Below are 13,076 nucleotides of genomic sequence, written 5' to 3'. Positions count from 1 at the left end.
GGAACTATCGACAAAATTACAAGGATTTCATCGCTCAATTCACATTACACGTAACTCCTAAATTCGGAATTCTTTTTTAAGAATTTTCATATTGTCCTTTGACGGCTAAAGCTTGATTAATGTGACTTAATAAGTCTTCCATAGATATCGAGCGAGGCAATATATGGGTAGCGATCGCACTTAACATATTTTCTACTGACTCCAATTTTTGCTGCGACTCAGATCGGGAATTTATTTGTATGCGATTTAATTTCTGGTCGATTACCATAATTGGCGGCAAGATAAAAGGTAAATCTTCCAATGCTTTGAGTGCTTTAAGCACTTCTTTATGAATGGGTGATTCTCCTAAGTAAATTAGCAGCAAGTCAACGCTTTGGTGGCGAATTTGTTGTAATACTTCTGCCCAACAGTTGCCCATTGCTGCTTTCAAACCAGCTGTTTGAAGGTATTGAATTAAAGCTTGGAACCACTCAGATCCGCGTTCGCTAGTTTCACTACTATCTGAGGAGTTTTTTGTTGTGCGATCGCCTTTACCTTGTTTGCGCCGACTCTGTGGTAAATCGCGCAGCATCGTCAAATCTACCACTAAAATACTCGGTGGATAACAGATTCCAGATGCAATTTGTAGTACTGACAAGAGGGCATCTGGTTTGTCGCTGCGCTCTTGGTTAATAGGTGTTAAGCAAGGATATACAGACAGTCCAGGAATCTGGGAAGCTGCCAAAGTAGTTGCGACATCACAAGTTACCAGCGGTAAAGCAGTCAAGCGAGGATGCTGAGTCAACTGCTGTAAGTGAATTTGCGCTAAAGAATGTTCTACATCCAACAAAACTACATCGAACTGCCAAACTCGCGCTAATAGTTCTGCTTGATCTAAGTCATCTACTTCTATTACCCGATGTTCTCGCAAGGAGGGGTGGGGATTGACAGATTCTAAAGCTGGATTAACTAATCTTAAAATTCGCAGGGGATTTTTTGTGGAGATGATTTCACTACTGTCAACTCCTGGTTGCTGAATTGTTGGTGCAGCACATAACTTTTCTAATAGTGGAGCTAAAGTCTGATGTTCGACTGGCAAACTCAAAAAACCATCGGCTTGGTTAGCAAATGCCTGCTCTTTTTCTGCTGCGGTTGCTGTCAAAATTACAGAAATGTGACGAGTCGCGGCATCCGATTTTAGTAATGTCAGCACATCCCAACCAGATAACAGCGGCAACAAGGGATTTAGGAATATAGCTTTTGGTTGCAAGCGACGGGCTTTTTCTACTGCCTCTGTTCCGGAACGGGCAATCACGACCCGATAACCTAAATTTTTCAACTCCTCCGTCAAATCTTCTATATATTTGGCTACTGCTTCAACTACTAGCACTAGGCGTTGCGAGCAAGTGGGATGAGGTTGGGCAGTTGTAGTGACGCGTTGACGTGCCGCAGGAGAAATTTGTCTCCCCATGTTTTGGGTTTCTTTATCAGCCGTTGTTGCCATCTCTGACTCGGCGAAACCTGTTGTTGGAGGACTTGGTGGTAACAGAAGTGTAAAGTGACTGCCTTTGCCTTCACGAGATAGGAAGCTAACATCACCTCCGTGCAGGCGAGCCAGCGCTCTAGTTAAAACTAGTCCTAGACCAGTGCCTTCAAATTGACGGGTGAGGGGATTTTCTAACTGCTGAAATTTTTGGAAGATTAAGTGTTGTTGGTGTTCGGGAATACCAATACCTGTGTCCCAAATTGTAAAGGCAATCCATCCTTCCCAACGACTGACGCGCAAACCAATTTCGCCAGATGTTTCAGTGAATTTAAAGGCATTGGAGAGCAGGTGGATCAGCATTTGGCGCAAGCGCAACTCATCTGCTACGATTTGGTCTAACCCTGGTTCAATCGACAGCGTGAATTCGGGAGAAGATGAACGTCCTGCTTCCGGTTCGCTGGTAGATGTAGCTTTGATGCTCTGAGTATGAACAGCTTTTGCTTCTGATAGAGCGCGATCGCATACCGAACGAATTTTGACTGGCACTAGCGCCAACTCCATCTGTCCCGTCTCCATACGGGTCAAATCCAAAATATCATTGACCACACTCATTAGATGGCGACCGCTTTGATGAATTAGTCCGGCATAACGAGCTTGACGCTCGTTGAGTTCTCCTAGCTGCCGATCTACCAGCAACCGCGATAATCCCAAAACAGCGGTTAAAGGAGTTTTCAGCTCGTGACTGATACAAGCTAAAAATTCATCTTTTAACCGATTTAGTTGAATCAAATCGGCATTTTTCGCTGCTAGTTCTTTGCAAAGCTGTTGTTGCTCAGTCACATCAGTGGCTAATACTAACCAGAGGTCTGTGTTGAGTGCTGAGTTCTGAGTCACCGAAGTTTGCTCAACGGGGGGAACCCCCGCACGCAACTTCTCGCTGAGTGTTGAGTGCTGAGGAGCCAGCGCCGTGGGCGGGTCTCCCGACTTGAGGCGACTGGCGTTGCTGAGTGTTGAGGAGCCAGTTACGTGGCCGGGTTTCCCGACTTGAGTGGACTGACGTTGCTGAGTTAGCGAAGTTTGCCCAAAGGCCAACTCTCCTTGCAACTTCTCGCCAAGTGAAACTTCTAAATCAGTATTATCTAAAGGAATTTTGGCAAACTGCCAGACTCGCTCCTGACCGTTTTTAACTTCGACAACGCAGGTACAAGTACCCATCTGGCCATCTAAAAAGCAGCGAGTGGATGTACTACCCGCAGTTGCTGACTGTTCGTCGGGTAAATTTGGCGATCGCGCTAAAGTTTCATTCTTCAAAGCGAAGTTATCTTCTCCAAGATGAAATTTCATCGTTGTAGCTTCTTCGCTCTCGCGCTCGTAGCCTCTATTGTGAGGAATTTTACCTGCATTTTGGTTGGCGTATTCTGGTTGTTTGGCACGGGCGGGAGCCAAGATTTCCTCTACCTGTCGCCGAACTCCTTCGGGGTCTTTTAATACTCCCAGTTGTTCCCACCAAGCTGGGTTTTGAATTACTACTTCACCTGTACCCGTTTGCAACATTAAAGGCCATGGCAATCGTTCCAGAAGTTGTACCAGCGGTTTGTCTACCAATGGTTGATGGGGATTTGCTTTGAGCGATCGCCCCTTGCTTTTCACGCCAACACTACTTTTGCGGGAAGCGCCTTTTGTTTGCCGCGATCTTTGGGTATTTGAGTAGAGGGTTTGTGCTGCACCAACTGTTGCTTTTTCCTGAGCTAACAATCTCAACAGGCGCGGACTATCTACTAACCCCAAAAATTTTTCATCTCGATCGATCAGCGCCCAATCTCGGTTTTTGTTGGTATGACTTTGTTGGCTACCTAAAAACAAGCTAAACTGCTCTACACAATCAGTTGCTGGTAATGCTTGGATTGGCTCAATCAAGTTTTCAACCGAGCTTGACAGCGGTTGTTGGAATTTTAGAGACTGTTCGCCCCAAGCTGCGGTTAAGAGTTTTTGAGTCAATTGAGCAGAATATACCAACCCTATAGGATATTGTTGCTGGTTAACTACGACCAAGCGATCGCACTGCTCTTTCTCAAATATATCCAACACCGCTGCTAGAGAACTTGTTTCTACGCAGCTAGGTACGATTGCCAGAAAGTCATAAAGCGGACACTGTAGCATTGACATAAGGCTTAGGGGGTCATTCTTCCTTTGACAGACTCCGGCTTCACTACCAGCATTTGAGTAGATAGTTATTACGCCTGAGGCAATATCCTTTAAGAAGACTCTATATAGACGATTCTTTTTATAGCTTCAACGCCATTGAAACAATTGGCTTGATTCTCAATAGACATGGCTTTTTGGGTTCGCTTGCGATCGCAGCGGTGGTTTCTTTTACCGCTTTGAACTTTTGGAAAACATTTTGCCAGTGTCATACTGGTGTTGAAACTTCTCGACCATAGGTACGGCTAAAACAATTATGGCTTCAAAAATTCGCTTTAGAACCTTGAGGAATTATAATGATTTAAAATGCGACAATACTTTAAGTTGGTTTAAATATCTTATTAAGGAGTTAACAAAAAATCTATATTGAGACAGATATGCATATGCAAATCACGAATTATGTAGGGTATCCTCTACAACAAACATCTCACAACGACCTCCTAAAATCTTAGTGCCCACTTGCTCCACTCAATTGTTGAGTGAGCCACCAGATTGATGTACCGACACAGAACATTTTCTGGAGGTAAACTCATAATTTCACTGTGCGCCAAGTACTATCCAAAACAGATGTACGAGTATTGGTCAGGGTGACTAACAAGATATATAGATATATAAATGTTACTACCCGTATTGATTTTCATCTCAAATGTTAAAAAAAATTTAGATAATCTGGTGAGGCTAGTCATCCAAACAAGATTGGGAGATCGAGTGTATAGCTTTAGCCAGTCTGACATTGCTCAATTGTACCTTTGGCCTCTGGTTGCGGACACCACAACGAAAAACCAGGATTTATTGAGGTGGTTAAAACCAGACTTTAATCAAAATATTACTGAGCAATATTTCTATGTGTTTGCTTGTCAAGAGCAAAAACCACAGCAGATTTTTCAGCAAATGAGTCACGGCGAACGGCAGGTGTTGTTGCAGCAACTTAAATCAGATTATCGCAAGATTCTTATAGATTACTTTACTACAGACAAAACACTGAAAGAAAAAATTGATAAATTTATAAATGCGGTATTTTGTGCTAATATTCCTGTGCCCCAAATCATCGAAATTCATATGGAGCTAATTGAAGAATTTTCTAAACAGCTAAAATTAGAAGGAAGGAGTGATGAAGCATTACTTGATTACCGATTGACACTCATAGATATTCTAGCTCATCTGTGTGAAGTCTACAGGTCTGCGATTTCTAAATAAAAGGAATCTCTCGCAGTTAAAATGCTCAAAAATAACAACTGCATCTTATCTCAAACTTATCGGTTGATAATGTATTTTCGTTTTTGTGCTTAAGCCTGTACCTTTATGAATAAAGCCAGAAAAACTTACGTTCTCAAGCTTTATGTAGCAGGGAACACGCCAAACTCTGTACGGGCCTTAAAAATACTTAAAAACATCTTAGAGCAGGAGTTTCAAGGTGTCTATGCATTAAAGGTAATTGATGTACTAAAAAATCCGCAGCTAGCTGAGGAAGATAAAATATTAGCTACGCCAACACTATCTAAAATTTTGCCTCCACCTGTTCGCAAAATTATTGGTGACCTTTCAGATCGAGAAAGAGTGTTAATTGGATTAGATTTGCTTTATGAAGAGCTGAGCGAAGAAGATTGGGAAGAGTGAAACAACTTCAATCATACCTCAATCATAAAAAAATTAATCAGATAGCAACTACTATATAAAACTTGGGTTCAGCAACCGTTTATTATCGAGCAATGAACGACAAAGATCGACAAAAAAATAACACACCAATCGGGGGTGTAGAAAAAATTCGCACAATGATAGAGGGCTTTGACGATATTAGTCATGGAGGTTTACCTGTTGGTAGAACTACTCTAGTAAGCGGCACCTCTGGTACGGGCAAAACTTTATTATCTCTTCAGTTTCTCTTTAATGGGATTACTTATTTTGATGAAGCAGGAGTATTTGTCACATTTGAAGAATCGCCCAGTGACATTATAAAAAATGCCTATATTTTTGGTTGGAATTTGCAAAATCTTATTGATGAAGGCAAGTTATTTATTCTCGATGCTTCTCCCGACCCAGAAGGTCAAGATATAGTTGGAAATTTTGACCTTTCAGCACTGATTGAACGCTTGCAGTATGCTATTCGCAAATACAAAGCAAAACGAGTTTCAATCGATTCAATTACAGCAGTATTTCAGCAATATGAAGCGATAGGAGTAGTGCGACGAGAAATTTTTCGCTTGGTTGCACGTCTGAAACAACTAAATGTCACCACTATTATTACTACCGAACGCAGCGAAGAATACGGCCCTGTTGCTTCTTTTGGAGTGGAAGAATTTGTTTCCGATAATGTGGCAATTATGCGTAACGTTTTAGAAGGAGAACGTCGCCGTCGGACAATTGAAATTCTCAAATTGCGCGGTACAACTCACATGAAAGGAGAATATCCTTTCACAATTACCAATGGAGGAGTTAATATTTTCCCCTTGGGAGCAATGCGTTTAACTCAAAGGTCTTCTAATGTGCGCGTATCTTCTGGAGTCAAAACTCTAGATGAAATGTGTGGTGGTGGTTTCTTTAAAGATTCTATTATTTTGGCAACTGGAGCCACAGGTACTGGTAAAACACTGTTAGTTAGTAAATTTTTACAGAATGCCTGCGTTCATGGCGAACGATCGCTTTTATTTGCTTATGAAGAATCACGCGCTCAACTATCTCGTAACGCTTATTCTTGGGGAATTGATTTTGAAGAATTAGAACATCAAGGTTTACTCAAAATAATTTGTACATATCCTGAGTCTACCGGTTTAGAGGATCATTTACAAATTATCAAGTCAGAAATTGCGTTTTTTAAACCCTCTCGTATTGCCATTGACTCTCTATCAGCACTAGCAAGAGGAGTTAGCAATAATGCTTTTCGGCAATTTGTCATCGGTGTTACTGGTTATGCTAAACAAGAAGAAATTACTGGTTTTTTTACTAACACAACCGAGCAATTTATGGGTTCTCATTCAATAACTGATTCCCATATTTCCACGATTACTGACACAATTTTGATGTTACAGTACGTAGAAATTCGGGGAGAAATGTCACGAGCAATTAATGTATTTAAAATGCGGGGATCGTGGCATGATAAAGGTATACGTGAGTACAATATCACTGCTGAAGGCCCCCAAATTAAAGATTCTTTCCGCAACTACGAGCGAATTGTCAGCGGCGCTCCTAGCCGCGTTAGTATCGATGAAAAAGCAGAACTGTCTCGCATAGTTAGAAGTTTTGAAGACAAGCAAAGTTCTGATTCCTGAATTTATTCTTGAATTTAGTATCGTAGTATATTCTCTCCTAAATTTAGTATCGTGCTATATTCTGTGGTGAAGAAGGGTTTTCTGCCGCTAGATTGATTTTTTGCGTGAGGGGATGCGGTGAAAAGACAGCAATTATTTCATAGTTTCTTACCTGGTGTTACAGTAGCAGTATTAACGACCCAGCCTGCTTTAGCAAAGCCAATGCAGGTAAACAGCGTACAAGGGATATCTTCTTTTAGTATTTTGACTTCTACTGATAGTCAAATAGTTGCAGGTAATATTCATACACAATTGCCAAATACTACAACTAAGACTTTGCTATCCCTAGTACCCAATTCTGGGTTGCAACAGCTAAGTATTAAAAATTTAAGTAGTAAAGATGATCCAGTTATTTCGCCTGTAAATACTGGCTTATCTAGAGAACAAATACCTAAGAAAGATGATGGTCGATTTTTGAGTTTAATATCTGCCTTAAATTCTTCTCAACAGCCAAAACAGGATACTTTTACAAGTAATAAAAAACAGAGGAACTTAGCTAGTTCCGTTCAGCAATCGAAAAAAATAGTTGTTCCTACTTTTGACTCTAAAAACCATTCTGTTCGCAAAGCAACTTTCTCCCTATCTTCTTTACAGCAATCAGCAGTACCAATCAAGCAACCAACAACTCAGTTGCCGATAGTTTTACAAACGACGCTAAGGAAAATAGGATCTGCAAAGCTGTTGGAAGTAGAGAATTGTTCGCAGGAAAAGGGAACTTCGGCTGCTTTGCTGTTGACTGCAAAAGCTTGCCAACACCAAAATCTCAGCAGACAATTGGTGGTTGAGAATAATACCCCCACTTCTGACACGACCTCAACTCCTGCGCCTGCTGGTTCGCAACTAAATCCCATTCAAACAGAAACAGTCACTCCTGTCCCTACCAGTCCAGCTACAACTCCTACTCAACCAGAAACAGTCACTCCCGCACCTGCTAATCCAGTCGTAACTCCTACTCAACCAGGAATAGTGGCTCCCGTGCCTGCTAATCGCGTACAAGTTCCTGAGAAGCTTAATTCCAACCCAAATCCTTTACAATTTCCTACCAAACCAGAGGAAGTAACATTTCAAGGAACTGAACCGATAACTTTAGCACAGGCTTTGGAACTCGCACGGCGCAACAATCGAGATTTACAAGTATCGTTGTTAGAGTTACAACGCTCTCAAGCTGCTTTACGCGAGGCACAAGCGGCTTTGCTTCCCACTGTTGGTATTAGTGCTAATATCACTCGCAGTCAGGATGCTGCAACTCAACTACAGTTGGAACAACAAGAACAACAAACAGGTATACCCACGCCAGGAGATAAACCTAGTACTTCTTTCTCAGGTCAAGCACAACTATCTTATGACCTGTATACTTCTGGGAGACGGCAAGCTAGCATCAGACAAGCTGAGGAACAGGTGCGTTTTTATGAATTAGCAGTAGAGAGCCAGTCTGAGGAAATCCGTCTGAATGTCACAACTGATTACTACAATTTGCAACAAACAGACGAACAGGTACGTATTGCCCAGTCAGCTGTAGAGAATGCTCAAGCGAGTTTGCGAGATGCCCAAGCTTTAGAAAGAGCTGGCGTTGGTACTCGGTTTGATGTGTTGCGATCGCAAGTTAATTTAGCAAATTCTCAACAAGACCTGACTAATGCTATTTCGCAGCAGCAAATTGCCCGTCGGCAGTTAGCAACTCGGATCGGTACAGCCCAATCACTAAACATCAGTGCAGCAGATCCCGTGCAATTAGCAGGTCTTTGGAACCAAACTTTAGAACAAAGTATCATCCTAGCTTTTCAAAATCGTCCCGAACTACAACAGCAGTTAGCACAACGTAATATTAACGAGCAACAGCGCCGACAAGCTCTGGCAAATTTGGGGCCTCAGATTAGTTTGGTAGCTAGCTACAACTTGTTAGATCAGTTTAATGACAATGTCAACGTTACTGACGGTTATTCTCTAGCTGTGAGAGCTAACCTGAATTTATACGATGGGGGAGCATCAAGAGCAAGGGCAGCTCAAGCTAAGGCTAATATTGCGATCGCAGAAACTCAATTTGCCGAGCAACGCAATCAAATCCGCTTTCAAGTAGAACAAGCTTTTTCTAACCAGCAATCTAATTTGGAGAACGTTCAAACCGCCAATACGGCTTTAGAACAGGCTAGAGAAGCTTTACGTTTAGCGCGTTTGCGATTCCAAGCTGGTGTCGGTACTCAAACCGATGTCATTAACTCCGAAAACGACCTGACAAGAGCCGAAGGTAATCGAGTCACAGCGATTTTGGATTACAACCGCGCTTTGGCTCAATTACAAAGGTCTGTCACCTCTAGGGCATTACCCTAGTAGCTATTAGTCATTAGTCCTTAATACTTGTACAAAAGAAAAATGACTAGAAATTAAGGACTTTTGACTATTTTTTCTCGCTCGCTTCAAAAATATAGTATTAGAAAATACATAGTTTATTATTTTTATGTATTAATACATAAAAATTTTGTTGTTAAATGGATGTTTTACAACAGTTGCCATAAAGCAAAAGTGTGACAAAATACACTTGCGTTTGAAGAAGAATTATTAGCAGCAAAATTCGATTTATAGTACAAAAATTAAAGTGCTAAGATAGACAGTCAAAATTTGGAATAATATAGCTGTGCGATCGACTGCTCTACTTATAAAAAACTCATGACTCAAGTTACATCCCAAGAAATTGCACTGTTTCGCTCTCAATTAGCAGACGATCCAATAGCTATGGAAGCACTGGATTTGATTGAGGACTGTGAGGGAGATTTAGAAGATGCAGCGATGACGTTAGCCATTCGGTCAGGACAAGAACCAGAAAGAGCAAATTCAGAGTGGTTAGATGCTCTAGCTAGAAAGTGGCGTGCAGTTATTTGCGAACAAGAATATCGAAAAGATTTAGCAAACAGTTCCCTTCAGGGGATGATGGAACACCTAAAAACAATGCCGACATTTCCTAAGATGCTGGCAACGCCAGTATTAATATATGTCCTCAAGCAAGGCGTTAACAATTTTTGTGAGCCATTAGACTTGCTAAAGTAGATGAATAATAGCTGATGAGTGTCAATAAGTACAAGCGGGATAATTTATCTTTTGGAGTTGTTTAAGCAATATTGTTTGGCATTCCTAAAACAGTTATGTATGGAGACTTGTAATCTAAAATCCCGCTACTTGCTACAACACAGTGCAGAATTGCAAAATCTAAAATCTAAAATTAGTACGATCTCTTAACCTAGGGATATGGGAGGATAAAGCAAAACTCTATTTAGACAGCCATTGTCAAATAATGAATTATCTTGTTGCCGTATTACCAGACCGTATTCAAGCCGAAGCTGCTTACCTGGCCTTAGAAAAAGAAGCTATAAAAAGTACTATCTTAGGCAAGGGGTATAAAACTGCTGATGAGTTCGGCTTGATTGACCCCAAAGAGCAGGCTAAAAATCAAGCAAAGCTAATGGCATTCTGGCTCGTACCATTCGGCTTTTTTGCAGGTTTTACTTTTAGCGTCATTACTGGCTTAGATACCTTTGCCTGGGCAGGTGAAATTGGTAATCACATCGTCGGAGGATTGCTAGGCGCTGCCAGTGGTGGTTTAGGTAGTGTGTTTGTCGGTGGTGGAGTTGGTCTAGTTGTGGGCAGTGGTGATGCCTTACCCTACCGCAACCGCTTAGATGTGGGGAAATACATTATTGTGGTTCAGGGTTCTGAAACTTTAACTCGGCAAGCAACCCGGATTTTACGTCAGTTTGAACCAGAAAATATCCAGGGGTATGCCGAACAAAAATAGTCAGTTGTCGTAGAGACGCGATCGATCGCGTCTGTACAAGAGTCAGTGGTCAGTTGTTATTTTTCTGCTTGCTCCTCTTACCTCCCTGACTTGAAAAAGGGTGTAGGGTGTGGGGTGTAGGGTGTGGGGTGTAGGGAATATTCCTTTTTCATGCATGGTGATGAAAATTTTTTCATCGGGACTGCCTTCTATTAACTGAAGTTAGAATTAAGAAACTTGTAGTACATGAAATGCTTACTTATAACTGATAACTTGTTCAAATGTTGCCAAGAGAAGAACTTTTAAAGGGTGTAGAAAATCGAGATAGTGTAGCTCGTGTAATTGACCGAGCAGACCAAGCCATCAAAACTTGGGAAGTGGTTTTGACGGATTTTTTGTCTCCTCCGGAATTGGCAGAAATTCAACGGGTTTTTAGTCGGTTAACAGAGGTGCAATTAATCTCTTGGGGCGGATATCCGCAAGCGGAACGCCAAAGAATTGCGATCGCTCGTTCGGAAGTTCCTTTAGATATATCTCAAGTCGCCCTTGTTGCACTTGAAATCGCTGGTAATTTCCTGTTTGATACCGCCACTCACCGCGATTTTTTAGGTGCAATGCTGGGAACGGGAATAGTCCGCGAAAAGACAGGAGATATCATTGTTCTGGGAGAACGAGGAGCGCAGGCAATTGTAGCACCAGAGTTGGCAGAATTTTTAGAAATGAATCTCAAACAGGTGCGCTCTGTGCCAGTCAAAACTCAGCCCATTGATATCAATGAGTTAAAAGTTCGAGAACCGAAGAAAAAAGAACTAACTACTGTAGAGGCTTCTTTGCGATTAGATGCGATCGCATCTGCTGGTTTTGGTATGTCCCGCAGTAAAATGGTTGATTTAATTGATAGCGGTGATGTCCGCGTTAATTGGAAGGAAGTCACTCAAGCTAGTTCTCAAGTCAAACCAGGCGACTTAATCGCCATTCGTAGCAAAGGACGTTTAGAAGTTGGCGAAATTGCAGTTACGAAAAAAGACAGATACCGAGTTCAATTAACAAGGTATATGTAAATAAGTTAATAGTTGACAGTTAACTGTTAACTGTTAACTGTCTTAAACTTTAAACTTTTTTGCTAACATATTCAGCAGAATTTTTCTTGGTACTATGCGAGCTAAAATAGTTCTAATTTGAGTGGTAGTATCACCAATCACAACATTTGGCTGCCAATTTTCCAAAGCTTTTAAAGTTTCGCGTACTACTTCTTCAGTGGTAGACATTTGACTTGTGCTTCCTGCTAAAACTGAAGGAAAATTAGCTTCTGTAAAAAAGTTGGTTTCTATAGGCCCTGGACAAGAAACTAGCACGCGAACACCATAGGAACGATTTTCTGCCCACAGTGCTTGACTAAAACTAACAATAAAAGCTTTACTGGCAGCATAAACAGAAAGATACGGCATAGGTTGGAATGCAGTAATTGAAGATACGTTAATAATGCTGCCAGAACGGCGTTGTCGCATTACAGATATAAATCGATGAGTTAAATCTACTAATGCGAGAATATTCAATTGTACAATTTTGATTTGCCGTTCTCTATCGCTTTGGGAAAAGTCTCCATAGTCACCAAAACCAGCATTATTGATTAATAAATCAATTGTTAATCCCTTGGCTTTAGTAGCATCAAATACAGCAGCTGGTGCATTAGCCTCTGTTAAGTCTTTAACTATAACGTCTACTTGAATTTTGTATTGTTCTTGTAGTTGTTTTGCTAGTTGATTAAGTTTTTCTTCAGAACGAGAAACTAGAACAAGATTTGTTTGACGTGCAGCTAGTTCTTGAGCAAAAGCTTTACCGATACCACCAGAAGCACCGGTAATCAGAGCAGTTGGCATTCTATCTATATAAAACTTTTCTTATTGACCTTATAAATATAAACTATATTTTCTTCGATTTAGAACTAACTAGAGTTATATACCAACAGAGGTAAAACTAGCACGCAGTCGTTTACCTAACTTTCTGAAATTTTAATAGCGATCGCAATTTCCAAATATTAGACTTGGCTTCTAGAGAAAAGATATGCTATGATTCTAAATCGTGTAGTTAAGGACGTATAGCTCAGTTGGTTAGAGCGCTACGTTGACATCGTAGAGGTCACTGGTTCGAATCCAGTTACGTCCATTTAACTGGTAAGGTGTGAGTCAATCAGATTAAAAATAATCTACCCACATATACAACCGCATAATCTAATAACGCGCTGGCTCATCTACTTACCTGCTCGTAAATCAGGTTTTGGAGTTGTAAATCAAGTTTTGGAGTTGTAAATCAAGTTTTGGAGTTGTAAATCAAGTTT

The 13,076-nt window shown here is 41.0% G+C and carries 10 protein-coding genes and 1 tRNA gene; 9 read left to right on the top strand and 2 right to left on the bottom strand.

Annotated elements, in window-relative coordinates; genetic code table 11:
- Positions 1–76: 76 nt before the first annotated feature.
- Positions 77–3,631, bottom strand: a complete 3,555-nt coding sequence (locus I8752_RS37120; protein WP_225895371.1) for an ATP-binding response regulator — start codon at positions 3,629–3,631, stop codon at positions 77–79.
- A gap of 149 nt (positions 3,632–3,780) precedes the next feature.
- On the opposite strand from I8752_RS37120, the gene I8752_RS37900 reads away from it, so the two are divergent.
- From I8752_RS37900 to I8752_RS00915, 8 genes are all read left to right on the top strand, one after another.
- Positions 3,781–3,906, top strand: a complete 126-nt coding sequence (locus I8752_RS37900; RefSeq protein ID WP_263985265.1) for a hypothetical protein — start codon at positions 3,781–3,783, stop codon at positions 3,904–3,906.
- A gap of 376 nt (positions 3,907–4,282) precedes the next feature.
- Positions 4,283–4,864 carry a circadian clock protein KaiA gene (locus I8752_RS00945; protein WP_214430438.1) on the top strand — a complete coding sequence of 194 codons (582 nt, stop codon included), beginning with the start codon at positions 4,283–4,285 and terminating at the stop codon, positions 4,862–4,864.
- 105 nt (positions 4,865–4,969) lie between these two features.
- The gene (gene kaiB, locus I8752_RS00940) at positions 4,970–5,284 is read left to right on the top strand and encodes a circadian clock protein KaiB (RefSeq protein WP_214430437.1); all 315 of its coding nucleotides are present in this window, start codon (positions 4,970–4,972) and stop codon (positions 5,282–5,284) included.
- 92 nt (positions 5,285–5,376) lie between these two features.
- On the top strand, positions 5,377–6,933 hold the full coding sequence (gene kaiC, locus I8752_RS00935; RefSeq protein ID WP_214430436.1) for a circadian clock protein KaiC: 1,557 nt from the start codon (positions 5,377–5,379) through the stop codon (positions 6,931–6,933).
- 117 nt (positions 6,934–7,050) lie between these two features.
- Positions 7,051–9,300, top strand: a complete 2,250-nt coding sequence (locus I8752_RS00930) for a TolC family protein (RefSeq protein ID WP_214430435.1) — start codon at positions 7,051–7,053, stop codon at positions 9,298–9,300.
- A gap of 336 nt (positions 9,301–9,636) precedes the next feature.
- Positions 9,637–10,014 carry a hypothetical protein gene (locus tag I8752_RS00925; RefSeq protein WP_214430434.1) on the top strand — a complete coding sequence of 126 codons (378 nt, stop codon included), beginning with the start codon at positions 9,637–9,639 and terminating at the stop codon, positions 10,012–10,014.
- 244 nt (positions 10,015–10,258) lie between these two features.
- On the top strand, positions 10,259–10,759 hold the full coding sequence (locus tag I8752_RS00920; RefSeq protein ID WP_214430433.1) for a hypothetical protein: 501 nt from the start codon (positions 10,259–10,261) through the stop codon (positions 10,757–10,759).
- Positions 10,760–11,019: 260 nt separating this feature from the next.
- The gene (locus I8752_RS00915) at positions 11,020–11,799 is read left to right on the top strand and encodes a photosystem II S4 domain protein (protein ID WP_214430432.1); all 780 of its coding nucleotides are present in this window, start codon (positions 11,020–11,022) and stop codon (positions 11,797–11,799) included.
- Positions 11,800–11,841: 42 nt separating this feature from the next.
- Here I8752_RS00915 and I8752_RS00910 read toward each other — a convergent pair whose 3' ends face one another.
- Complete coding sequence (locus tag I8752_RS00910) at positions 11,842–12,618, bottom strand: SDR family NAD(P)-dependent oxidoreductase (RefSeq protein WP_214430431.1); 777 nt, start codon at positions 12,616–12,618, stop codon at positions 11,842–11,844.
- A gap of 212 nt (positions 12,619–12,830) precedes the next feature.
- Here I8752_RS00910 and I8752_RS00905 point away from each other — a divergent pair.
- A tRNA-Val gene (locus I8752_RS00905) sits at positions 12,831–12,904 on the top strand.
- Positions 12,905–13,076: the final 172 nt, after the last annotated feature.

It is taken from the genome of Dendronalium phyllosphericum CENA369 (genome assembly GCF_016056275.1).
Taxonomy (GTDB): domain Bacteria; phylum Cyanobacteriota; class Cyanobacteriia; order Cyanobacteriales; family Nostocaceae; genus Dendronalium; species Dendronalium phyllosphericum.
Note: the sequence above shows the minus strand (reverse complement) of the source record. Positions and strands in the feature narration are given on the sequence as shown.

What these genes read in the sequence shown, in the direction of transcription:
- I8752_RS37120 (WP_225895371.1), bottom strand. Translation starts at nt 3,631, where the DNA reads ATGTCAATGCTACAGTGTCCGCTTTATGACTTTCTGGCAATCGTACCT.
- I8752_RS00945 (WP_214430438.1), top strand. Translation starts at nt 4,283, where the DNA reads ATGTTACTACCCGTATTGATTTTCATCTCAAATGTTAAAAAAAATTTA.
- kaiB (WP_214430437.1), top strand. Translation starts at nt 4,970, where the DNA reads ATGAATAAAGCCAGAAAAACTTACGTTCTCAAGCTTTATGTAGCAGGG.
- kaiC (WP_214430436.1), top strand. Translation starts at nt 5,377, where the DNA reads ATGAACGACAAAGATCGACAAAAAAATAACACACCAATCGGGGGTGTA.
- I8752_RS00925 (WP_214430434.1), top strand. Translation starts at nt 9,637, where the DNA reads ATGACTCAAGTTACATCCCAAGAAATTGCACTGTTTCGCTCTCAATTA.
- I8752_RS00920 (WP_214430433.1), top strand. Translation starts at nt 10,259, where the DNA reads ATGAATTATCTTGTTGCCGTATTACCAGACCGTATTCAAGCCGAAGCT.
- I8752_RS00915 (WP_214430432.1), top strand. Translation starts at nt 11,020, where the DNA reads ATGTTGCCAAGAGAAGAACTTTTAAAGGGTGTAGAAAATCGAGATAGT.
- I8752_RS00910 (WP_214430431.1), bottom strand. Translation starts at nt 12,618, where the DNA reads ATGCCAACTGCTCTGATTACCGGTGCTTCTGGTGGTATCGGTAAAGCT.